Origin of the sequence: Micromonospora sp. DT178, from assembly GCF_049841695.1 — a bacterium.
Classification (GTDB): Bacteria; Actinomycetota; Actinomycetes; order Mycobacteriales; family Micromonosporaceae; genus Micromonospora.
In genome coordinates, this window is record NZ_JBNCKV010000011.1 from 88,193 (window position 1) to 108,188 (window position 19,996).

Annotated in this window: 21 protein-coding genes and 1 pseudogene; 12 read left to right on the forward strand and 10 right to left on the reverse strand. The window is 73.2% G+C overall.

Annotation, left to right across the window (positions count from 1 at the left end):
* Nucleotides 1-56 precede the first annotated feature (56 nt).
* On the forward strand, nt 57-1,610 hold the full coding sequence (locus ACLQ22_RS21275) for an ArnT family glycosyltransferase (RefSeq protein WP_425693843.1): 1,554 nt from the start codon (nt 57-59) through the stop codon (nt 1,608-1,610).
* A gap of 57 nt (nt 1,611-1,667) precedes the next feature.
* Here ACLQ22_RS21275 and ACLQ22_RS21280 read toward each other — a convergent pair whose 3' ends face one another.
* Nucleotides 1,668-2,171 (reverse strand): DinB family protein, encoded by a 504-nt coding sequence (locus tag ACLQ22_RS21280; protein ID WP_425693955.1) that lies wholly within the window; start codon nt 2,169-2,171, stop codon nt 1,668-1,670.
* Between the two features lie 156 nt (nt 2,172-2,327).
* Here ACLQ22_RS21280 and ACLQ22_RS21285 point away from each other — a divergent pair, with 156 nt between their 5' ends.
* A complete protein-coding gene (locus ACLQ22_RS21285) occupies nt 2,328-3,788 on the forward strand; it encodes a hypothetical protein (protein WP_425693844.1) in 1,461 nt (486 codons plus the stop codon).
* Nucleotides 3,789-3,832: 44 nt separating this feature from the next.
* Here ACLQ22_RS21285 and ACLQ22_RS21290 read toward each other — a convergent pair whose 3' ends face one another.
* Nucleotides 3,833-4,600: an MBL fold metallo-hydrolase gene (locus ACLQ22_RS21290; protein ID WP_425693845.1), complete on the reverse strand. Its 768-nt coding sequence runs from the start codon at nt 4,598-4,600 to the stop codon at nt 3,833-3,835.
* A gap of 75 nt (nt 4,601-4,675) precedes the next feature.
* On the opposite strand from ACLQ22_RS21290, the gene ACLQ22_RS21295 reads away from it, so the two are divergent.
* Entirely contained in the window at nt 4,676-5,299 is a 624-nt protein-coding gene (locus ACLQ22_RS21295) for an ABATE domain-containing protein (RefSeq protein WP_425693846.1), read from the forward strand.
* A gap of 165 nt (nt 5,300-5,464) precedes the next feature.
* On the forward strand, nt 5,465-7,315 hold the full coding sequence (locus tag ACLQ22_RS21300) for an ABC transporter ATP-binding protein (RefSeq protein WP_425693847.1): 1,851 nt from the start codon (nt 5,465-5,467) through the stop codon (nt 7,313-7,315).
* Here ACLQ22_RS21300 and ACLQ22_RS21305 read toward each other — a convergent pair.
* Nucleotides 7,293-7,775: an NUDIX domain-containing protein gene (locus tag ACLQ22_RS21305; protein WP_425693848.1), complete on the reverse strand. Its 483-nt coding sequence runs from the start codon at nt 7,773-7,775 to the stop codon at nt 7,293-7,295. The genes ACLQ22_RS21300 and ACLQ22_RS21305 overlap by 23 nt on opposite strands.
* A gap of 322 nt (nt 7,776-8,097) precedes the next feature.
* On the opposite strand from ACLQ22_RS21305, the gene ACLQ22_RS21310 reads away from it, so the two are divergent.
* On the forward strand, nt 8,098-9,168 hold the full coding sequence (locus tag ACLQ22_RS21310; protein WP_425693849.1) for an adenosine deaminase: 1,071 nt from the start codon (nt 8,098-8,100) through the stop codon (nt 9,166-9,168).
* 152 nt (nt 9,169-9,320) lie between these two features.
* Nucleotides 9,321-9,485 carry a hypothetical protein gene (locus ACLQ22_RS21315; protein WP_425693850.1) on the forward strand — a complete coding sequence of 55 codons (165 nt, stop codon included), beginning with the start codon at nt 9,321-9,323 and terminating at the stop codon, nt 9,483-9,485.
* A 74-nt stretch (nt 9,486-9,559) separates the two neighbouring features.
* Here ACLQ22_RS21315 and ACLQ22_RS21320 read toward each other — a convergent pair whose 3' ends face one another.
* On the reverse strand, nt 9,560-10,126 hold the full coding sequence (locus ACLQ22_RS21320) for a DUF6817 domain-containing protein (protein WP_425693851.1): 567 nt from the start codon (nt 10,124-10,126) through the stop codon (nt 9,560-9,562).
* A gap of 111 nt (nt 10,127-10,237) precedes the next feature.
* Here ACLQ22_RS21320 and ACLQ22_RS21325 point away from each other — a divergent pair.
* From ACLQ22_RS21325 to ACLQ22_RS21340, 4 genes and pseudogenes are all read left to right on the forward strand, one after another.
* Nucleotides 10,238-10,567 (forward strand): annotated as a pseudogene (locus tag ACLQ22_RS21325) (methyltransferase domain-containing protein); the annotation flags it as partial.
* Nucleotides 10,568-10,806: 239 nt separating this feature from the next.
* Entirely contained in the window at nt 10,807-11,136 is a 330-nt protein-coding gene (locus ACLQ22_RS21330; RefSeq protein WP_425693852.1) for a nucleoside triphosphate pyrophosphohydrolase family protein, read from the forward strand.
* A 111-nt stretch (nt 11,137-11,247) separates the two neighbouring features.
* A complete protein-coding gene (locus ACLQ22_RS21335; RefSeq protein WP_425693853.1) occupies nt 11,248-12,198 on the forward strand; it encodes a hypothetical protein in 951 nt (316 codons plus the stop codon).
* A 48-nt stretch (nt 12,199-12,246) separates the two neighbouring features.
* Nucleotides 12,247-13,086 (forward strand): M55 family metallopeptidase, encoded by an 840-nt coding sequence (locus ACLQ22_RS21340; protein WP_425693854.1) that lies wholly within the window; start codon nt 12,247-12,249, stop codon nt 13,084-13,086.
* 11 nt (nt 13,087-13,097) lie between these two features.
* Here ACLQ22_RS21340 and ACLQ22_RS21345 read toward each other — a convergent pair whose 3' ends face one another.
* The 3 genes from ACLQ22_RS21345 to ACLQ22_RS21355 all read right to left on the reverse strand — a co-directional run bounded on the left by ACLQ22_RS21345 (nt 13,098) and on the right by ACLQ22_RS21355 (nt 14,998).
* Nucleotides 13,098-13,463: a nuclear transport factor 2 family protein gene (locus ACLQ22_RS21345; protein ID WP_425693855.1), complete on the reverse strand. Its 366-nt coding sequence runs from the start codon at nt 13,461-13,463 to the stop codon at nt 13,098-13,100.
* 106 nt (nt 13,464-13,569) lie between these two features.
* Entirely contained in the window at nt 13,570-14,010 is a 441-nt protein-coding gene (locus ACLQ22_RS21350; RefSeq protein ID WP_425693856.1) for a DUF6194 family protein, read from the reverse strand.
* 154 nt (nt 14,011-14,164) lie between these two features.
* On the reverse strand, nt 14,165-14,998 hold the full coding sequence (locus tag ACLQ22_RS21355; protein ID WP_425693857.1) for a nitroreductase/quinone reductase family protein: 834 nt from the start codon (nt 14,996-14,998) through the stop codon (nt 14,165-14,167).
* Between the two features lie 328 nt (nt 14,999-15,326).
* Between ACLQ22_RS21355 and ACLQ22_RS21360 the strand changes: the two genes are divergently transcribed.
* Nucleotides 15,327-15,902, forward strand: coding sequence for a maleylpyruvate isomerase N-terminal domain-containing protein (locus ACLQ22_RS21360; RefSeq protein WP_425693858.1), 576 nt, complete (start codon nt 15,327-15,329; stop codon nt 15,900-15,902).
* Between the two features lie 6 nt (nt 15,903-15,908).
* Here ACLQ22_RS21360 and ACLQ22_RS21365 read toward each other — a convergent pair whose 3' ends face one another.
* Both ACLQ22_RS21365 and ACLQ22_RS21370 read right to left on the reverse strand, forming a co-directional pair.
* Nucleotides 15,909-16,379 (reverse strand): DUF1992 domain-containing protein, encoded by a 471-nt coding sequence (locus ACLQ22_RS21365; RefSeq protein ID WP_425693859.1) that lies wholly within the window; start codon nt 16,377-16,379, stop codon nt 15,909-15,911.
* A gap of 62 nt (nt 16,380-16,441) precedes the next feature.
* Nucleotides 16,442-16,990, reverse strand: a complete 549-nt coding sequence (locus ACLQ22_RS21370; protein WP_425693860.1) for a GNAT family N-acetyltransferase — start codon at nt 16,988-16,990, stop codon at nt 16,442-16,444.
* 132 nt (nt 16,991-17,122) lie between these two features.
* Between ACLQ22_RS21370 and ACLQ22_RS21375 the strand changes: the two genes are divergently transcribed.
* The gene (locus ACLQ22_RS21375; protein ID WP_366643488.1) at nt 17,123-17,773 is read left to right on the forward strand and encodes a LysE family translocator; all 651 of its coding nucleotides are present in this window, start codon (nt 17,123-17,125) and stop codon (nt 17,771-17,773) included.
* A gap of 129 nt (nt 17,774-17,902) precedes the next feature.
* On the opposite strand, the gene ACLQ22_RS21380 is transcribed toward ACLQ22_RS21375, so the two are convergent.
* Entirely contained in the window at nt 17,903-19,915 is a 2,013-nt protein-coding gene (locus ACLQ22_RS21380; protein ID WP_425693861.1) for a beta-galactosidase, read from the reverse strand.
* Nucleotides 19,916-19,996: the final 81 nt, after the last annotated feature.

Here is a 19,996-nt window from a genome sequence, read left to right on the forward strand (position 1 = left end):
AAATCGCACCGGACGACGGGGCGGTGCGACCGGCCTTCACGGGCGATGATGGAGAGGTGACCGAACCCGTCGCCGACCTCGCCGCGCCGGCGCGGCGGCGTGCGACGCCCACGGGTGGGCGGCCCACCGCTGCCGGTCCCCGCGCCACCGGCGCGTGGGTGGTCGCCGCGACGACGACGGCGGTGCTGCTCCTGCTTGCCGGCCGTTACGGTCCTCACCGCGACGAGCTGTACTTCCTGCTCTGCGGCCAGCACCTCGACTGGGGCTACGTGGACCAGGGCCCCCTGGTGCCGGCGCTGGCCCGGCTGGCCGACACGATCGCCCCGGGCAGCCTGGTGGCGCTGCGCACCCCGTCGGCGGTGGTCGGTGGCGTGGCGGTTCTGCTGGTCGCCGCGATCGCCCGCGAGTTCGGCGCCGGTCGCGGCGCGCAGACCTGGGCCGCGTTCCTCGCGGCCACCGCCGGCATCGTGCTCGCCGGCGGGCATCTGCTCAGCACCACCACCGTCGACCTGCTGGTCTGGCTGACGGCCGCATTCTGCGTGGTGCGGCTGCTGCGTACCGCCGACAGCCGGTGGGCGCTCGGCGTCGGGCTCGCGCTCGGCGTCGGGATGCTCAACAAGCTGCTGCCGGCACTGCTCGCCGTGGGCCTGCTGGCCGGCATCACCATCGCCGGGCCGAGGCGGCTGCTGCGCGACCGGTGGGTGCTCGTGGCCGCCGCCGTCTTCCTGCTGCTCGCCGCGCCGGGCCTGATCTGGCAGGCAACGCACGACTTCCCGCAGCTGTCGGTGGCCGCCGCGATCGCCGACGGCGACAGCTCCTACAGTGGCCGGCTCGACGCGCTCGTCCTCCAGTTCGTCATCATCAGCCCGTTCACGGTCCCGATCTGGGTCGCCGGGCTGGTGGCGCTGCTGCGGCGGCCGGCCTGGCGCGCCTGGCGGTCCGTCGGATGGGCCTGGCTGGTGGTCCTCGGCATCGTGCTGCTCGCCGGTGGCAAGGGCTACTACGACGCCCCGCTGCTGCTGGTGCTCACCGCCGCCGGAGCCGTCGTCGCCTCAGGCTGGGCGTCGCGAGGTCGCGCCGTCGCCCGCCGAGGCCTGCTGGTGGTCGGCGCCGTGCTCACCGCCGCCAGCAGCATGGTGCTGCTGCTGCCCGTACTGCCGGCCGATCGGCTTCCCGGCTTCGTCGTCGCCGCCAACTACGACGCCGGCGAGACCATCGGCTGGCCCGCCTTCGCGGACTCGCTCGCCGCCGTCCATCGTGGTCTGCCCGTCGACCAGCGGCAGCGCGCCGTGATCCTCGCCGGCAACTACGGCGAGGCCGGCGCCGTGGCGCGGTACGGTCCGGCGCGTGGACTCCCGCGCGCGTACTCCGGCCACAACAGCATGGTCGACTTCGGCCGTCCGCCGCAGAACGCGGACGTGGTGATCGCGGTCGGGTTCGCGCGACCGGACCGGCTGCGGGGCTGGTTCACCGAGGTCACCCTCGCCGGGCGGGTGGACCAGCGCGTCGCTGTCGACAACGACGAGAGCGGCGGCCCGATCTGGGTCTGCCGTGGCCTGCGACGTCCGTGGGCCGAGATCTGGGACACCGAGGTACGCCACCGAGGCTGACCGCCACCACGCCGCTCCCGGCGATATCGGCCGCCCCGGCCCGGGTAGGAGCCCAGGTCACTTCCCGACCGGGCCCCCGGCGAGTTCGGCGACGATGTCCAGGTGCCCCAGGTGACGGGCGTACTCCTGGAGCAGGTGGAACAGCACCCGTTCCAGCGTCGCCGGATCGGCGCCGTCCCACCGGGGGCCCGGCGCGCCGACCGCCGTCAGGTCGTTGGCCGTCACCACCGCGGTCGTGTGCGCGCCCTGCGCGCGCAGGGCGGCCAGCACATCCGCGACGCTCTCCTCCGGTCCCACGTACCACGCGTCGCCCCGCCGGTCGCCCCACGGCTGCGCGACGTCGCGGCCCTGGAAGCCCCACTCGATCCAGCGCAGCTCCACGTACCGCAGGTGCGTGAGCAGTTCCAGCGGGGTCCAGCCCGACGGCAGCCGACTGCGGCGCAGCTCCTCCTCCGGCAGCGCCGACACCTTGGCCAGCACGCTGTCACGGAAGAAGTCGAGGTAGCCCAGGAACACCTCGGCGCGGTTGGCGGCCGGGACGGTTGGCGAGGGAAACGGCATCGTCACAGGACCAATTGTGTGCCCAGCGCCTATCCGGCCCGGGCGGGGCCGCGGACCGCGCGCCACCACCCGTCGTGCCCGAGGGCCAGCGCTGCACGGCGTCGCCCGGTGCGGCAGAGTGACACCGTTGGCGGCAGGCGAGGGAGGGCGGTGCGCGTGGAGGGTCCGACCGGGGTGGTGTTTCCGAAGACCGACGCGGGACGCAGTACGTCCGCGCTCGGGCGGGCGGTCGTCGCCGACGCCCTGCGCGCCGTCGATCCGGTCGGCGCGCGCTCGGCGGAACACGAGACGGACTGGCGCCACGGTTACCTCGGGCACTTCCGGCGGCTCGTCGAGGCCGGACTGCTCTCCCGCGAGGCCGCGGTGACGATCGCCCGCGACGGGCTCGCCTCGCTGCACCGCCGGATGACCGTGCTGCGCGCCGACGGCACCGAGATCGGCCTCGCCGACGCGTTCGGCACGCCCACCGAGGTCGCGCCGCTAGACACGGCGACGGTCGCCGGCACCGGCGAGGTCGACCGGGAGCTGTCCCTGCCGTACCGGGGCCGGCGGCTGCGCGGCGACGACCTGCACCGCCGGCTCGACGCGTGGGTGGGTGCCGGCGTCGTCGAGCCGTCCTGCGCCGACGCGGTACGCGCCGTCATGGCCAACCCGGACTGGCTCGACCTGCGCGACCAGCGCATCGTCGTGCTCGGCGCGGGCGCGGAGATGGGCCCGCTGCCGTCCGTGCTGCGCTGGGGCGGCGACGTCGTCGCGGTCGACCTGCCACGCCCGGAGATCTGGCGGCGGCTGCTGGACACGACGCGCCGCTCCGGCGGCCGGCTCCACCTGCCCGTCCCCGCTGGCACCGACCCCGACGACGGCGCGTTGGCCGCCCGCGCCGGCGCCGACCTGCTGCACAACCTTCCGCAGGTGGCCGACTGGCTGCTCGGTGTCGACGGCCGGCTCGTGCTGGGCAACTACGTCTACGCCGACGGCGCGACCAACGTCCGCGTCGCCACCGCGGTCGACGCGCTCACCCTCCGGGTGCAGGAGCGCCGCGACGACGTGGCGCTCGCGTTCCTGGCCACCCCCACCGACGTCTTCGCCGTTCCCGGCGACACGGTGCGCCACGCCGAACGCGGCTACGCGGCGCGCGGCATCGTCCGCCGGTCGTTGCGGGTCGCCTCCGGCGGCAGGCTCCTGCACCGCAACTACCCGCCGGGCGTCGACCCGGGCGTCAATGACAGCCTCGTCCCCCAGCAGGGCCCCAACTACGCGCTGGCGAAACGCCTGCAACGGTGGCGGGCGACGGTGGCCCGCGACGCCGGGGCCACCGTGTCGTTCACCGTCGCCCCGCCCACTCGCACCCGCTCGGTGCTGCGCAACCGGGCGCTGGCCGCCGCGTACGCCGGTGCGCACCGCTTCGGCATCGAGGTGTTCGACCCGGCGACCAGCAACACGCTGATGGCCGCGCTCCTGGTGCACCACCTGCGTACGGGCGGCCCGGCGCTGCCGCACCCGTGGCAGGACGAGGCGTACGGCGCCGCGCACGGTGGACTGTGGCGGGTGCCGTACGCCCCGCGCAGCGCCCTGGGCCTCGCCGTCCTGCTCGGTCTCGGCGGCGCGCGGACCTGACCTGCCCCGGGCCGTCCTCGGAGCGGACGCTGACGGCTCTCAGCTCAGCCGAGCTGGAGACGGTCGGCCAGGCCGGCCCGGGTGAACGCCTCGACCACGTCGTCGCGCCCCTCGGTGAAGTGGGCCCAGCTGTCCACGTGCACGGGCACGACCCGCCGCGCGCCCAGGATGCGGGCGGCCTCGGCGGCCTGGACGCTGTCGAGGGTGAGTAGCGCGCCGTCGAACATGGGGGTACGCACGGCCCCGGCGAACAGTACGGCGGTGTCGACCGGCCCGAAGCGCTCGGTGATCTGCCGGACCAGGTCCAGCGAGGCGTTGTCGCCGCTGACGTAGACGGTGGGCAGGTCGGCGGCGGTCAGGACGAACCCGACGACCTCGCCGGTGAGCGGCTCGCAGCCCTCCGGGCCGTGCCGGGCGGGCACGCCCGTCACGGTCACGGTGCCACCGCCGGGGCGGTCCAGCTCGACGGACTCCCACGCCGCCAGGCCCCGGGCGGTGCCGCCGAGGCGACCCGCCCCGCTGGGGGTCGTGACGGTCAGGGCGACGTCGGCCAGCAGGGCCCGACCGGTGTGGTCGAGGTTGTCGGGGTGCTGGTCGTGGGAGAGCAGCACCGCGTCGACGGGGCCGAGGTCGGCCGGGCCGGCGGTGGCGGGGGCCGTCTTGGTGAGGACCATGCCGGGGCCCAGGGGATAGTCGCCGGGGGCGTCGAAGGTCGGGTCGGTCAGGAACCTGAGCCCGCCGTACTCGATGAGGGCGGTCGGGCCGCCGAAGACGCGGACGGGGACGGTCGTCGTGCTGGTGTCGGTCACCACGGTTCCTCACGGTTGGGGAATAGCTTTGCCGTGAGGAACCGTAATCGACTCTCACGGATAAATGCAAGATGTACCATGAGAACCGTGACGGAGTCCGCGACCACCGAGGCCACCGGCCCCGCCGCGCTGCTACCGGCGCCGGGAGCGGAGCGGCACGTCGCGCTGGACTTCGCCAACAGCGCCCCGACGCTGCCCGGCGGCCAGTCCCTGGATCTCCTCGGCACCCCCGAGGCCGCCACGCGGTGGCTGGCCGAACGCCACCTCGCCCCGCCCGAGGCGGAGCTGCGGGAGGTGTGCGCGCAGCGGTTGCGCGCGCTGCGCGATCAGATCCGAGCCCTGATCGCCTCCCGGATCGACGCGCGACCCGCCCCCGTCGGCGCCCTGCGCGCGGTCAACGACGCCCTGACCACGGCTCCCGCCGCCGACCTGCTGCACTGGGACGAGGCACGCGGCCTGCACCGCGCCCCGGCGCACCCCGTCACGCAGATCGTCGACCACGCCATGGCGGTCCTGGCCGCCGACGCGGCCGACCTGCTCAGCGGCCCCCACGCCGACCGCCTCGCCGCCTGCGGCTCCGCCCCCTGCACCCGCTACCTGCTGCGCACCCACGCCCGCCGGCACTGGTGCTCGGTCCGCTGCGGCGATCGCGCCCGCGCGGCCCGCGCCTACGCCCGCCGCACCCGCACCGAGGCGCCCTGACCCGGGGGCCCTTCGGCGGCCCCCGCCGCTAAATGGAAGGCGGCACCCCGCGATGTCGCCTAGCCTCGCGAGGACACCCACCCGACACGAAGAGGAGATCGATCATGAGGACGTCCGGCTGTTTCCCCGGCTCCCCGTCCGTCTCCCCCGCCGGAAAGGCACTTCGTGTTCGGTCTGTTCGAAAACCCTGTTGATCCCTTCCCGACCGGCGACGACCGCACCCCGGCCGCCGGCGCCCGGCGGTTCCTCCTGGAGGAGCTGCGACCGCTACGACCGGTCGTGACGGCGGCCGTCGCCACCACCGTCCTGGCGGCCGCCATCGAGGTCTGGCTCATCGGGTACGCCGGACGCCTCGTCGACACGCTCGCCGCCGCGAGCCCGCAGCGGCTCTGGGCCGACCACGGCACCGAGCTGCTCACCGTCGCCCTGTTCGTGCTGCTGGTCAGGCCGCTGATCCACGTGGTCGGCGAGGCGCTGGACGACATCGCGTTCCGCGCCAACGCCCGCCCCCTCGCCCGCTGGCGGGCACACCGGCACGTGTCCCGGCAGTCCGTCGGCTGGTTCCGCGACGACCTCGCCGGACGCATCGCCACCTCGGTCCGCGACGGTGGCGATGCCGCCAGCACCGCCGCGTACTCGGTCGTGCACACGCTGGTGTTCGTGATCGCCTACACAGCCGGCTCGGTGTGGCTGATGTCCACGATCGACGTGCGCCTGCTGCTTCCGCTGGGCGCCTGGATCCTGGCGTACGCGATGCTCATGCGGTGGGTGGTGCCGCGCTACCGGCGCGCGTCGGAGCGCCTGCAGGACGCGGAGTCCACGCTGACCGGCCTGCTCGTCGACTCGTACGGCAACGTCGACACGCTCGCGTTGCTCGGCGGCCGGGACACCCGCACCGAGCACGACCGCCGGGTGTTCGCGCTGTCCCGGCGCGCGCACCTGGACCTGCAGCGGGTCGAGGTGACGATCAACGGCACCATGATGGCGCTGAGCAGCGCGCTGCTCGTCGGACTCGTCGGATACGGGATCGCGCTGTGGCGTGCCGATGCCGCGCCCCTGGGTCTCGTCGCGGCCGCGCTGGCGCTCAGCTTCCGGATCACCGCGATGGCGGAGTGGCTCCTGGACGCCGTGTCGTCGCTGTTCGGGTCCGTCGGCGCGCTGCGGCGGGCCCTGCGGACCGTCGCGCAACCGCTCGCGGTCCCGGACAGACCCGGGGCGACCGAGCTGCGGGTACGGGGTGGAGCGATCACCTTCGCACAGGTCAGCCACCACTACGGCCGTAGCGAGGGCGGGCTCGACCGGCTCAGCCTCGACGTCGCCGCCGGTGAACGCGTCGGCATCGTCGGCAGGTCGGGTGCGGGCAAGTCCACCCTGGTGGGTCTGCTGCTGCGGTTCCACGACGCGGAGTCCGGCACGATCATGATCGACGGCACCGACGTCACCCACGTGACGCAGGAGAGCCTGCGCGGCCAGATCGCCATGGTCGCCCAGGAGGCCACCCTGCTGCACCGCTCGGTCCGGGAGAACATCGCCGGACCCGGTGACGCCGACGACGCGCGGATCGAAGCAGCGCTACGCCGGGCGTCCGCCGACCGGTTCGTCGCCACGCTCAGGGACGCGGACGGCCGGACCGGCCTGGACGCACATGTCGGCGAACGCGGCGTACGCCTGTCCGGTGGCCAGCGGCAGCGGATCGCGCTGGCCCGCGCGTTCTACCGCGACGCGCCGATCCTGGTCCTGGACGAGGCCACGTCCGCGCTCGACTCCGAGGCGGAGGCCGCCATCCACGACACCCTCAGCGAGGTGATGACCGGCCGTACGGTGATCGCGATCGCCCACCGGCTCTCCACCATCGCCCGCATGGACCGGATCGTGGTCCTCGACGCCGGCCGGACCGCCGAGCAGGGCACCCACGCGGAGCTGCTGGAACGCGGCGGGCTCTACGCGGACCTGTGGTCGCGGCAGTCCGGCGGATTCCTCGGCACGGCCGCGGTCAGTGCCGCAGCGGTCCCGTGACCTCGATCGGCTCCACGTGCCCGGTGAGCGGCGCCCGACGGTGCAACTCGAGCCCGACGTCGATGACGACGGAGCGGTCCAGGGCGCTGACCCGCGTCATCGGGATCCACCGCGCCAGGTCGGTCGAACCACCCGTCTCATCACGAAGCTCGCCGCCGGTGACGCTTACTTCATAGAAGACGCCCACGCTGTGCAACTCGGCGCCGTCGGGGCCGCCCCACTCGACGTGCCTCGCCCGCGAGTCCACACCGAGCAACCGCTCGACCTGAACATGGTAGCCCGTCTCCTCGGCCACCTCGCGGACGACCGCGTCGAACGGATCCTCGGCGTGCTCGACCCTCCCGCCGGGCAGCGTCCAGTGTCGCTGGGATCCGTCGGGCGACACGTACCGGGCAAGCAGCAGATGTCCGTCCCGCAGACACACGCCGTACGCGGCGACCCGCAGCCGTTGCGCGACCACTTCGGCTCTCCTTCTCACAACGGGTCGCAGCGCTCGCCACGACGACCGACCGTTCGCCGTCCGGCACCCGTACCCCAGGCGCGGCACTGCCAGGGTAGGCGCTCGGGGACCGATGTTCGGGAGAGACCCGCCAAGGGCGATCTTGGCGCGTCGCGGAGGGTTGTCGTCACCGAGCGGCCTTGTTAGCGTGCCGATGAGGGTCGAGAGGCGCTGCGACGGATGACTATCCGCCACGCTCGGCCCGTTCCTTGGCCCAAGGGCGCCTCCCGCTGGGAGGTTGCCGTCCTTCCGGCGGATCACCCGCACGGTGAGGGTTGTGCATATGGCAACGGACCTGACTGACTTCATCGCCGGCCTGCCCAAGGTGGAACTGCACGTTCACCACGTCGGGTCGGCAACACCGCAGACCGTGGCTCGGCTGGCCGAACGGCACGCCGGGACCACTGCGGTGCCGGCCGACTCGGCGCTGCTGGCCGAGTACTTCACGTTCACTGACTTCGCGCACTTCGTCGAGGTGTACCTGTCGGTGGTGGACCTGATCCGCGACGCCGAGGACCTGGCCACACTCACCTACGACATCGGTGCCGGCCTGGCCGCCCAGTCGGTGCGGTACGCCGAGCTGACGCTGACCCCGTACTCCTCGATCGTGCGTGGTATCCCGGCCGAGGCGTACTGCGAGGCGGTGGAGGACGCACGGCTGCGGGCCGCCCGCGACCACGGTATCCAGCTGCGCTGGTGCTTCGACATCCCGGGCGAGCCCACGATGACCGGCGCCGACGTCACCCTGGAGGTGGCGCTCAAGCAGCGCCCGGACGGGCTGGTCAGCTTCGGGCTGGGCGGCCCGGAGTCCGGAATCCCCCGCGCCCGGTACGCCGGGCACTTCGCCGCCGCGCGGGCCGCCGGGTTGCGCAGCGTTCCGCACGCCGGTGAGTCGACCGGCCCGCAGACCGTGTGGGATGCGGTACGCCATCTCGGCGCGGAACGCATCGGCCACGGCATAGCCGCCGCCCGTGACCCCGAGTTGATGGCTTACCTGCGCGAGCACGACATCGCCCTGGAGGTGTGCCCGACCTCCAACGCCTGTACCCGCTCGGTGCCGTCGCTGGCCGAGCATCCACTGCCGCAGTTGGTGGCCGCCGGTGTGCCGGTCACCGTCAACTCCGACGACCCGCCCATGTTCTCCACCACCCTGAACAGGGAATACCAGGTGGCCGCAGATCTGCTCGACCTCGACGGGCGCGGCGTCGCCGAGTTGGCCCGCCAGGCCGTGCGGTACTCGTTTCTCGCCGCTGCGGACAAGGCCGCCGTGCTGGCTGAGATCGACGACTATCTCCAGGCGTTCTCGTGTCGCTCGACTGCGACGACCAGTCCGATCGCGGGAGATCACCGATGACCGCTGCCGGCGCCGGCAGCAGCCAGGTTGTCAGCCCGCGGGTGCGGCACATCGTGTGGGACTGGACGGCACGACTGGGTGACAGCGGCGCCTCGGCGAGTGCTTCCGTGAGGCACACGCTCGGCATCGCCGAGCGGTAGGCCTCACCGCCGATGCGTCCGTTGTCCAGCGGTGACGTGCCGTTGGACGAGAGCGGCGAGTTGAAGGTGTCGCAGACGTCCTACGACTACACCCGGCCGTACTGGGACCAGATCGGGGCGACAATCGTCGGCCGCCGGGTCTTCGACATGACGGAGGGCTGGGACGGGCAGCCGTGACGCTATCCAGACCAACGGCACCATCTTGCTGGCCTCGGTGAACCGGCTGTGGTTTGTAGCGCCGGTGAGGACCGTCAATCCTGGGGCCTCGCCGAAGTGCTTCGGCTACCTTCGCTGAGGAGTCGCTGCGCTTCACTGGTGACCTGTGGGGAAGCGATCGGTGCCCAGGCGGCGAACAGGGAGCGGAAGTATGCGCCGTACTTGTCCGCGGTAAGCGGGTCTTGCTCGACGATGTCCAACTCGTTAACGATGCTGAGATCCACAAAGGGTCGCATCTGGCCCGGGCTCAGGTGCCACGTCTGATCGGTGAAGCGGTCGACGACCTCACCGGTTGTCGCCAGCTCTCGCCAGGTCCGCCTGCGGTCGCAGGCCCCGTACAGGTAAACCAGGGCTTCAGCATCGTCGCCGATGAGGTTTCGGAGCGTGGCTCGATCGGTCCGGTCGAGCAGCGTCACATAGAAGCCGTCCGTGCCGTAGACGGCGTGCGCGAGACCGGCCAGTTGCGCGTCAACGCCACACCCCAGCTCAGCGAGGCGGTCGTGCAGTCGGCACAGGTGGGCGTAGAGAGTGCCGCCGGGGTGCTGGATCGTCTCGGCTCCACGCTGCCGTAGCCAGCGCCGTAGTTCAGAATCCGCGCCCATGGCCCGACCCTACGTAAGCCGCGTCCGACCGGTAGCCCTTCAGCGTGGGCGGTTCGTCACACCGCTGTACCCCCTTGCTTGCTCGTGCGCACAGGCGGCTGGGTCATCGGCCTGGCTCGAATCGCGTACGACAACGCGGACGCCGCGGCGTTAGAGGCGACCCGTCACCTCACCGACGACGGACTCTCCGCTTGGCGGGAGGCCGTGACGCGGCGCCTCGATCCCCGTGCCGGGGTGCGGGTGCTCGACCTGGGCTCCGGCACCGGAATGTGGGCGCAAGCCTTCACTGCCTGTACGACCGCATTGAGGTCATCGCGGTTGAGCCCTCCGAGGCGATGCGCGCCCGCTCGGTGAACCCCGCCTGTCGTGCCTGGCGACGCCGAGCGCATCCCGCTCGACGACGGCAGCGTCGACGCCGTCTGGCTCTCCACGGTTATCCACCAACAGCACTTTGATCCAGGCTCTCGCACCCAGCCGAGCAGCCGCCCATAACAGTCATTATGATGTGCGGCCGATTTGCGGCTTTCGTGCAGGCTCTTTATTGGTTTGTCATTACCGGTAATCCAATAATCGGCGAGGAGGGCGCCCGTCTCGTCTCAGGGCGCTGAGGCAGCGCCTTGCCGCGGTCGTCGGGTGAGCCGGCTGGGCGAGTGGGAGCGGCTCGTCCATACTGGTCCGCCATGGACCTGGACGAGTACCAGCGCGGGGCCCTTCGCACGGCCGCCCCGCGTGACAAGAAGAACGAACTGCTCCACCTCGTACTCGGACTGGTCGGCGAGTCTGGTGAGATCGCCGAGAAGTTCAAGAAGTGGGTCCGGGACCTCGACAGCGACGAGTCACGCATCGACCGGGCCGACATCGCCAAGGAACTCGGTGACGTCCTCTGGTACGTGGCGGTACTTGCCGACTACCTCGATCTCACGCTGGACGACATCGCGACCGGCAACCTGGCCAAGCTGGCCAGCCGCCAGGGCCGTGGCGTACTGGGTGGCAGCGGCGACAACCGCTGAGCCGGGGATTGCCCGCGTAGGCAGTGGGTCGGCTGGAGGACCTGAACCCGACCTGCGGCGGCCCGATGGTCACCACGCCTGGTCGACGGACCGCCTGGCTACCATGCTGCCATGATCGAGGAACTGGTCCGGGCGGCCGGAGCCGGCGACGACGCCGCGCTCGAGGAACTGATCGAGATCGCCGCCGCCGAGCCGGCACGCCTCGTCGGACACCTGGGTCAACTGCTCGACGCCGGCGTACTCTGGCCGCCGACCTTGTATCGCGGCGCGACCGGAGACGTGGTCCGCCGGATCATCGACGACGTCAACGCCGGCCGGGCGCCGCACCGGCTCAACCATCTGTTGCTCATCCTCGCGCACGCCTCCGACCCGCGCGCCGAGCAGGCCCTGCGGAGATGGCAGGAACAGCCGCCGGCCGGTGCGGACAGACTGCACGTCGGGGCGCTGGACTACGCCCACCAGGCCGGTTGGACGGTCGCTCCCGACGGCAGCCGCCGGGAGCTGTGCGCGCCTACGGCGTACCGGTTGACTCCGATCGAGGTGCCAAGGCCCGTCGACGGCCCTGCCTGCCCGTGGTGCGCCTCCCCGCTGTGGACCATCGCCGACCTCGACACCGACACCCCGGAGGTGGGTGAGGTCCTGGCCCACACCGGCTGGGCCGGCCGGCTGAGGATCGTGACCTGCCACCTCTGCGCCTGCTACACGACGCTGTGCTGCGAGGTCACGCCCGACGGCGACGCCGTCTGGTGGGCGGGCAACTGCCGCCCGGACTACGCGCCGGTCACCATCGAGCCGGAGGACCCGCCGGCCGTGCTTCCGGCTGTCGGCCCCCGCCGGACCTCATCGTTCGAGGCCAGCGCGTGGGACGAAGGCGGCTCCACCCTGGGCGGCCATCCCGACTGGATCCAGGACGCCGAGCACGTCGACTGCCCCGCCTGCCGGCAGCCGATGGACTATCTCGGCCTGGTCGGCGGAGCCGACGTGGGCTTCGGTGAGGGCGCCTACTACCTGCACCTGCACGCGCCCTGCGGCATCGCGGCGGTGAACTACCAGCAGAGCTGACCGCTGCGGCCGCACGAGCACCGTGATCGGCGTCGGTACGGTGAGGTGATGACGACGGAACCCAGAGTGCTGGTCTCGGCCGACATGGAGGGAATCTCGGGAATCGTCCACCCGACCGAGACGAATCCGGGTGGCTACGACTACGAGCGCTCCCGCAGGCTGATGACGGCCGAGGTGAACGCGGCCGTCCTTGGCGTGCTCGACGCGGAGCCGGCCGCGGACGTGCTGGTGGCGGACGCGCACGGGCCTTTCCGCAACCTCCTGCCCGAGGAACTCGACCGCCGGGCGCGACTCGTCCGCGGCAAGCCCCGCCCCCTGAGCATGGTCGCGGGGCTCGAGATGGGCGTTGACGCGCTGCTGCTCGTCGGGTACCACGCGCGCGCCGGTGCGGGACCGGCGGTGCTGGCCCACACCATGAGCGACGCGGTGCTCGACGTACGACTCAACGGACGGCCGACGGGCGAGATCGGCATGAACACCGCAGTGGCGGGTCACTTCGGTGTTCCGGTGGTGCTGATCAGTGGCGACGACGTCGCGTGCGCCGAGCTGCGCGACATGGTCCCCGATGCGGTGGCCGTCGAGGTCAAGCGCGCGCTGGGCCAGGCGGCTGCGGTGACGCTGCACCCCGGGGAGGCCCAGGACCGCCTTCGGCGGGCAGCCGCGACGGCGGTGGGACGGCGCGCGGAGGTGCCGCCGCTGGTCCTCGCCGGGCCCGTCGACGTCGAGGTCGATCTGTACAGCCCGACGACCGTGGACCAGGCGACGCTGGTGCCTGGTTTCGCCCGCGCCCCCGGCGCGCGTACGGTGACGTTCACCGGCCGGGACATGGTCGAGGTGTACCGAGGGGTGCAGCTGCTCGTGCAGCTCGGCCAGATCAAGCCCGGCTGACCTCTCGCCGGTCAGCGGTGGTCGTTCTCCTTCAACTCGATGACCCAGGCGCGCCGCTCGGCGATCTTGCCGTCGCGCAGGACGAACACCTCGGCCATCGACATGCGCATCTCCTCGCCGGTGTCGCGTCGCACCGAGCCGACGAGCTCCGCCATGACGGTGTCGCCCTGCTCCACCATGCGTACGACCGCCAGGTGGGGCGGCGGCACGAAACCCGGCCCCTCGATCGCGGCGTCGTACGCCTGCTTGCCCTTGAGCTGGAAGGCGCCGAACACCGTCCACTCGATGTCGTCGGTGAGGCAGGACAGGATCTGCGCGTGGTCGTTCTTCCGGAAGCCGTCCAGGTAGGTCTCGACGGTCTGGGTGTTGCGCGACATCAGGCGGTGTCCCCTCGTCTCGGCGGGCCTGCCCGACGGCAGACCTGCCGACGCTAACCCCGAGGTGTGACGGCCGGCCCGTGGGACGCGCCGGCCGTCACGCATGTCAGGACGAGGACCGCCGGGACCGCTGGTTGGCGTGCTTGCGGGCCGCGAAGTCGTACGCCTCGGCCAGTAGTTGCCGCACCGTGTCCACGCTCGCCTCGCCGGGGTTCACGACACACACCCAGTGCTGCGGCGCGTAGACCGGATGCGGCAGCACGGCGTCCGGCACCGTGTGGTCGACGTCCGGCCCGTGCCGCTGCGCGAACAGCGCCCCGTACGCCGAGCGGGTCAACCCGATGTTGAGCCGCCACGCACCCGGTCTGTCCAGGGCGGACGCGTCGTCGTAGTGGTCGCCGGTCACGATCGTCGCGAACGGCAGCTGTCGCTCGGCGGGCAGGTCCCGACCCGGGTCGTAGATGTAGAAGGTGTCCCCGTTCGCCTCCACGGCGTTCACGCCGTCGAAGGTCTCGCGGACGTACCGCTTCATGTCCTCAACGTCCATGCCTCAAGTTTTTCATTGAAGTGCTTCTTGAGGCTTACGCCCGATTTCCACCAGATGTGCGTCGTGAACCCTCAAATCGGGGTACCACCAGCCGCGCCGGGCTCCGCCCGCGACCGGGGCCGGCTCGCGCCGGATCCGGTCGCGGGCGCCGCCGTCAGCCGGTGCCGTCGAGGACGGGGATGAGCTGCTCCTCCTCGTACGTCAGGTGGGCCTCCAGTTCGGTGGTGAGACGCTCGACCTCCCGGCGGGCCTGGGCCGGGTCGGCGTCGGGGTCAGCGACTACCTGCTGGAGGCGTTCGACGAGCGCCGCGATGCGACGGTGTTCCTCGCGCAGCCGTGCCAGCGTCGGGGCGAGGTCCGGACGTTGCCCCTCCAGCCTGGCGAGCATGCCGTCGTCCTCGTTGCGGTGATGGTGGTGCAGGCCATGGCAGAAGGTCAGGCAGTTGACCCGCAACTGCGCGCCCAGGCCCGGACCGGAACGGGCGACCTCGTCGCGGATCAACGCCAGCTCCCGACGGAACGCGTCGTGGACCAACTTGAGCGCCGCGCCCCAGGACGCCGCCTCCGGTGGCCCGCCCGCCACCTGGTGCAGGGCCACCACGGGGATCACCCGTGTCGTCTTCGCCTGGTACGCGGCCCACCCGGGGTCGGCCTCCACGGCCCGGGCGAAGATCTCGTCGCGTTCGGCGCCGGTCAGCACGACCGCGCGGGCCTGGTAGGTGAAGACCCCGTCCTCGACGGTGGCGAGCGGGTCGGCGAGCAGGTTGTGGTACCAGTCCGGGTGCTTCGGACCGCCCCCGGCCGAGGCGATGACGAGGATGCGTTCCTCGCCGTCGGGCAGGTAGCCGACCGGGGTGGTGTGCGGGGCGCCGGAGCGGGCCCCGGTGGTGGTGAGCAGGATCAGCCGGGCCCCCTCGAAGGGGCCGCCGACCCGGCCGGAGTTGGCGCGGAACTCGTCGATGATCTGCTGGTTGAAGTCGTTGGGCAATGCTCTGCTCTCTGCTCGGGCAGGAGGGTGCGGCCACGGTGGATCGCCCGCCCGGCGACCGGTGGCGGCGAGGATGCGGATACGCCGGCGGACGGCCGGCGTGGACGGTGAGGCAAGCGTGGCGCGGTGGACGTGGCGTCGACACCGGCAGGTGCGGGGCGTCGGCGGGCCGCGGGCCCGCCCCCGGCTCACCTGGCGGCCGGGTGCCCTGTCCGCTCGTGGCCCATGGCCGACCCGGCAGTCACGGATCCGACCCTAGTGCCGAGGGGTCACGGCGGGCAAGCGTCATCCGGTTGCCGCAGCCGTGGTGCGATGGCACGGTCGGGAGATGCCCGAGCTGACCGGCGTCGACGTGGACCGCGCGGTGACCGAGATGACCGCCGTTCTCGGCCCGCACACCGGGCGGGACTGGGGCGTGCCGGCCGGCGGGCTGGAGTGGAGCTGCTGGACCACCGCCGCGCACGTCGCGCACGACCTGCTGGCGTACGCCGGTCAGGTCAGTGGGCGTCCCGACGACGGCTATCTGCCGTTCGACCTGGTCGTCTCCCCCGCCGCCGGCCCGGCCGAGGTGCTGCGGGTCGTCGTCGCCTGCGGTGGCCTACTGCGGGCGGCCGTCGACGCCGCCGGGCCGGACACGCGGGCGTGGCACTACGGTCCCTGCGACCCGGCGGGCTTCGCGGCGATGGGGGTGGCGGAGACGTTGCTGCACACCGACGACATCGCCCGCGGGCTCGGGGTGCCCTGGCAGCCGCCGCAGCGGCTCAGCGCCGCCGTGGTGCGGCGGCTGTTTCCGGACGCGCCCGCCGGGCCGGCGCCGCAGGTGCTGCGGTGGTTGACCGGCCGTGGCGAGCTGCCCGGCCGCGCCCGGCGTACGTCCTGGTCGTGGCGGGCGGCGGTGCACTGACGGCGGCTACGCCGCCCGACGACGCCAGGGCGGTCGCCAGCCCCGCCGGCGCGGTGCGGCCGGCGGCGCCGGGGGCGGGGTGGCGGCGGCGGTGGCCTCCCGCTCGGTCCGCCAGCGGCGGACCACCTCGTCGGCGTTGACCGGGCGCACCGCGACCCGGGGGCCGGTGGGCGTACGCAGCCAGGAGAGGATCTGGGCGTTGAGGTCGGCGACGAACGCGCGCACGGACTCCTCGGTCGGCAGGTCCCGCACCTCGTCGGGTACCTGTTCGATGCGGCGGCGCAGTTGCAGTGGCGTCGGCAGTAGCAGATCGGTGGGGAGCTTCTCCCGCTCCAGGAAGCTCTTGATCCACCACGACTCGTCGTAGGGCTGGCCGCGACCGGGGATGGGCTTGCCCATGCCGGGCAGGTTGTCGAACTCCCCCTGCTCCTGCGCCGCGCGGATGCGCGCCTCGACCGTCGCTTCCCAGCTGTCCACCTGCCGACACCTCCCCCGGCCCCACGGTAACGCGGCCACCGCGCCGTGGCCGCCGGGAGAAGTCAGCGCCCCGACCGGGCCGGGCATTCCCGGGCGTGCCGGTGGCCGTCGCGGGGGAACGGCGGTCGGGCCGGCAGCACCTCCTGGAAGAGGTAGCCGGCCTTCTCCGCGACGCGGCAGGACGCGGGGTTGTCGACCTGGTGCAGCAGGTCCAACCGCCGCAGGCCGGCGAACCGGGCGAACGCCCAGTCGGTGACCGCGGTCAGGGCGTGCGGGGCGATGCCCCTGCCCCGCGCGGGCGCGGCGGTCCAGTAGCCGACCTCGGCGTCCCCGCCGCCCTCGGTGACGTTCTTGAGGACCACCTGCGCCACCAGGGTCTCGCCGACCGGGTGCGGCTCCAGCACGGCGAAGCAGAACCGGTTGCCGTCGTCCCAGTCCCGGTGTGCCGCGGCCAGGAACCGGCGCGCCTCGGCGGCCGTGGTCACCGGCGCCCGGGTCCAGCGCCGCAGTACCGGGTCGCGGTACGCGGCGATCAGGGCGTCGGCGTCGTCGTCGCGCCACGGGCGCAGCAGGAGTTCCGGCAGGGTCGGGGTGGCCGGGGCGTGCAGCATCGGCACAGTGTGCCCGTCGCCGCGTCGGCGGTGGGGGCGGGCGGGCGGCGCGCGGCACGCCGAAACGGGTCGGCGGCGCGGTGGCGTACGGCGTAGGGTCGGCGCGAGTCGGGTGCAACGGGGGGACGCGGCATGGTCGGTACGGGTGCGTTGGTGGGCATCGCGCTGGTGGCGCTGGGGATGGTGTTGACCCCCGGCCCGAACATGGTCTATCTGGTGTCCCGGTCGGTGACGCAGGGCCGGCGGGCGGGGCTGGTGTCGCTGCTCGGCGTCGCCGCCGGATTCGGTGTCTACCTGGCCGCCGCGGTCGCCGGCATCGCGACGGTGTTCGTGCTGGTGCCCGCCCTGTACACGGCGGTCAAGCTGGCCGGCGCGGCGTACCTGCTGTGGCTGGCGTGGCAGGCGCTGCGACCGGGCGGGCAGTCGCCGTTCGCCCCGGCGCCGCTGCCGCCGGACCCGGCCCGGCGGCTGTTCACCATGGGCCTGGTCACCAACCTGCTGAACCCCAAGATCGCGATTCTCTACGTGTCGCTGCTGCCGCAGTTCATCGACCCGGCCCGTGGCCACGTGGCCGCGCAGAGCCTGCTGCTGGGGCTGACCCAGATCGCGGTGGCGCTGACGGTGAACGCGCTGATCGTGCTCAGCGCCGGCGCGCTCGCCGGGTTCTTCGCCCGCCGGCCGCTGTGGCTGCGGGTGCAGCGCCTGGTGATGGGCACGGTGCTGGCGGGGCTGGCGGTGCGCATCGCCGCCGACCGGTCGCGCGCCGCCGTCGCCATGCCCTGACCGCGAGCCCGCCGGCGACGGCGCGCCGGCAGCCCGCGGGCCGGACGCCGGCGGCGAGCGGCATCGGGGGTTCGCCGGGCGGCGGGTCAGCCGTCGGCGCGATCCGGGACGCCACGGCGGCCGGCGGCATCAGTTCTCCCGGAGCACGGCGGCGCCCCCGGCGGACAGGTGCACCTCCGTGGCGGCCGTCGCGCCGGTGAGCAGGTCGACCCCGGCCGCCGGGACCCGCTGCGGCCGGTCGGTGTGGTTGAGCAGGAACAGCCAGCTCGCCCCGGCGGCGCGTCGCCGGACCGCCTCGACCCCGGCCGGCGCCGCCGGGCAGACGGGTGCCGCGCCGGCCGCCCGCGCCGCGTCCGTCACCAGCCGGCGGTAGGTGCCGTCGTCGGGCCGGGTGGACAGGTACCAGGCCGTGCCGGCGCCGCTGCGGTGCCGGGTGACCGCCGGCAGCCCGGCGAGCGCGCCACCGGCGTACGAGGTCACCGGCTCCGCGCCGGCGAGGCGTACCGTCTCGGCCCAGAGGCGACCGGTCCCGCCGTCGGACAGGGGCACCGTCTCGCCGTCGGCGAGCGGGTGGAACTCCTCGACGCGCACGCCCAGCACGTCGCGGAACGCCCCGGGGTGACCGCCGAGCCGGACCCAGGCGTGCTCGTCGGCGACTCCGCTGAGCCAGGTCACCAGCAGGTGACCGCCGCCGTGGACGTACCCGCCCACCCAGTCGGCGGTGGCGTCGGAGGCCAGGTAGAGGGCGGGCAGCACCAGCAGCCGGTACCCGTCGATCCGGTCGCCGGGCAGCACCACGTCGGTGCCGAACCCGGCGTGCCACAGCGCCCGGTGCGCCGCGGCCACCTCGTCGCCGTGGCGCAGGTGCGGCGACGGCATCCCCGGGTGGCCCAGGGCCCAGCCGCTGGCGGCGTCCCAGGCGATGGCGACGGCGGCGTCGACCGTGCCGTCGTCGACCTCCGAGATCCGCTCCAGCGTCGCGCCGAGGTCGACGGCCTCCCGGAACACGCGGGTGTCGGGGCCGGCGTGCGGCACCAGCGCGGAGTGGAAGCGTTCCGCCCCGCCCGCCGGGGCCCGCCACTGGAAGAACATGGCGCCCCGCGAGCCTCGGGCGACGTGGGAGAGGCTGTGCCGGATCATCCGGCCGGGTTCCTTGGCGTGCATCCGCCCGCCGCTGTGGATCTGGTTGGGGGCGCTCTCCATCAGCAGCCACGACGCCGGCCGGTCGCCGTCGCCGGTGCGGTGGGCCGCGCCGTGGCGGGCCCAGCCCCGGGCCAGGTCGGCGGCGAGGGCGGTCTGTTCCTCGGCGCCGCCGTCGACCGCGTCCGGGTAGTGGTCGATCGCCACCACGTCCACCTCGGCGGCCCAGCGGGCGTGGTCGACGGGCACCCAGTCGGCGAGGACGTGGTTGGTGGTGACCGGGACCGCCGGGTTGGCCGTCCGCAGCAGGTCGCGCTGCTCGACGTACGCGGCGAGCAGGGTGTCCGACCAGAAGCGGCGGAAGTCCAGCAGGTGCCCCGGGTTGGCCAGGTACTGCGTGGCGCGGGGCGTGTCGATCTGCCTCCAGTCGGTGTAGTGCTGGCTCCAGAAGCTGGTGGCCCAGGCGGCGTTGAGCGCGTCGAGGTCGCCGTGCCGCTCGGCCAGCCAACGTCGGAACGCCCGCGCGGTGTGCGCGCAGTGGCAGGTGGTGCCGTACTCGTTGTGCACGTGCCACAGCGCGAGCGCGGGGTGGTGGGCGTAGCGGTCGGCGAGGGCGGCGGCGATGCGCCGGGCGGCGGCCCGGTAGGCGGGCGCGGCGGCGCAGTAGGTGTCCCGGCTGCCGTGGTGCAGGCGGACGCCGTCGGCGGTCACCGGCAGCGCGTCGGGGTGCGCCAGCGAGAACCAGGGCGGGGGCGACGCCGTCGGGGTGGCCAGGGCGACGCCGATGCCGCCCTGGTGCAGCAGGTCCAGCACCCGGTCCAGCCAGTCGAAGGTGTACCGGCCGGGCTCCGGTTCGAGCCGCGACCAGGCGAACACGCCGACGGTGACCAGGTTGACCCGGGCGCGACGCATGAGGGCGACGTCCTCGCGCCACACCTCGGCCGGCCACTGTTCGGGGTTGTAGTCGCCGCCGTAGCGCAGCCCCGCGCCGTCACCCCACATCGTCCACCGCCAGTTTGTTGGGGAGGCATCCAAAATATTGATCAGGTTTCCGCCTGTCAACGCCCACCTCGCGCCGACCCG

What these genes read in the sequence shown, in the direction of transcription:
- ACLQ22_RS21375 (WP_366643488.1), top strand. Translation starts at nt 17,123, where the DNA reads ATGGTCGGTACGGGTGCGTTGGTGGGCATCGCGCTGGTGGCGCTGGGG.
- ACLQ22_RS21330 (WP_425693852.1), top strand. Translation starts at nt 10,807, where the DNA reads ATGGACCTGGACGAGTACCAGCGCGGGGCCCTTCGCACGGCCGCCCCG.
- ACLQ22_RS21310 (WP_425693849.1), top strand. Translation starts at nt 8,098, where the DNA reads ATGGCAACGGACCTGACTGACTTCATCGCCGGCCTGCCCAAGGTGGAA.
- ACLQ22_RS21295 (WP_425693846.1), top strand. Translation starts at nt 4,676, where the DNA reads ATGAGAACCGTGACGGAGTCCGCGACCACCGAGGCCACCGGCCCCGCC.
- ACLQ22_RS21280 (WP_425693955.1), bottom strand. Translation starts at nt 2,171, where the DNA reads ATGCCGTTTCCCTCGCCAACCGTCCCGGCCGCCAACCGCGCCGAGGTG.
- ACLQ22_RS21340 (WP_425693854.1), top strand. Translation starts at nt 12,247, where the DNA reads ATGACGACGGAACCCAGAGTGCTGGTCTCGGCCGACATGGAGGGAATC.
- ACLQ22_RS21320 (WP_425693851.1), bottom strand. Translation starts at nt 10,126, where the DNA reads ATGGGCGCGGATTCTGAACTACGGCGCTGGCTACGGCAGCGTGGAGCC.
- ACLQ22_RS21350 (WP_425693856.1), bottom strand. Translation starts at nt 14,010, where the DNA reads ATGGACGTTGAGGACATGAAGCGGTACGTCCGCGAGACCTTCGACGGC.
- ACLQ22_RS21370 (WP_425693860.1), bottom strand. Translation starts at nt 16,990, where the DNA reads ATGCTGCACGCCCCGGCCACCCCGACCCTGCCGGAACTCCTGCTGCGC.
- ACLQ22_RS21335 (WP_425693853.1), top strand. Translation starts at nt 11,248, where the DNA reads ATGATCGAGGAACTGGTCCGGGCGGCCGGAGCCGGCGACGACGCCGCG.
- ACLQ22_RS21345 (WP_425693855.1), bottom strand. Translation starts at nt 13,463, where the DNA reads ATGTCGCGCAACACCCAGACCGTCGAGACCTACCTGGACGGCTTCCGG.
- ACLQ22_RS21380 (WP_425693861.1), bottom strand. Translation starts at nt 19,915, where the DNA reads ATGTGGGGTGACGGCGCGGGGCTGCGCTACGGCGGCGACTACAACCCC.
- ACLQ22_RS21315 (WP_425693850.1), top strand. Translation starts at nt 9,321, where the DNA reads ATGCGTCCGTTGTCCAGCGGTGACGTGCCGTTGGACGAGAGCGGCGAG.
- ACLQ22_RS21360 (WP_425693858.1), top strand. Translation starts at nt 15,327, where the DNA reads ATGCCCGAGCTGACCGGCGTCGACGTGGACCGCGCGGTGACCGAGATG.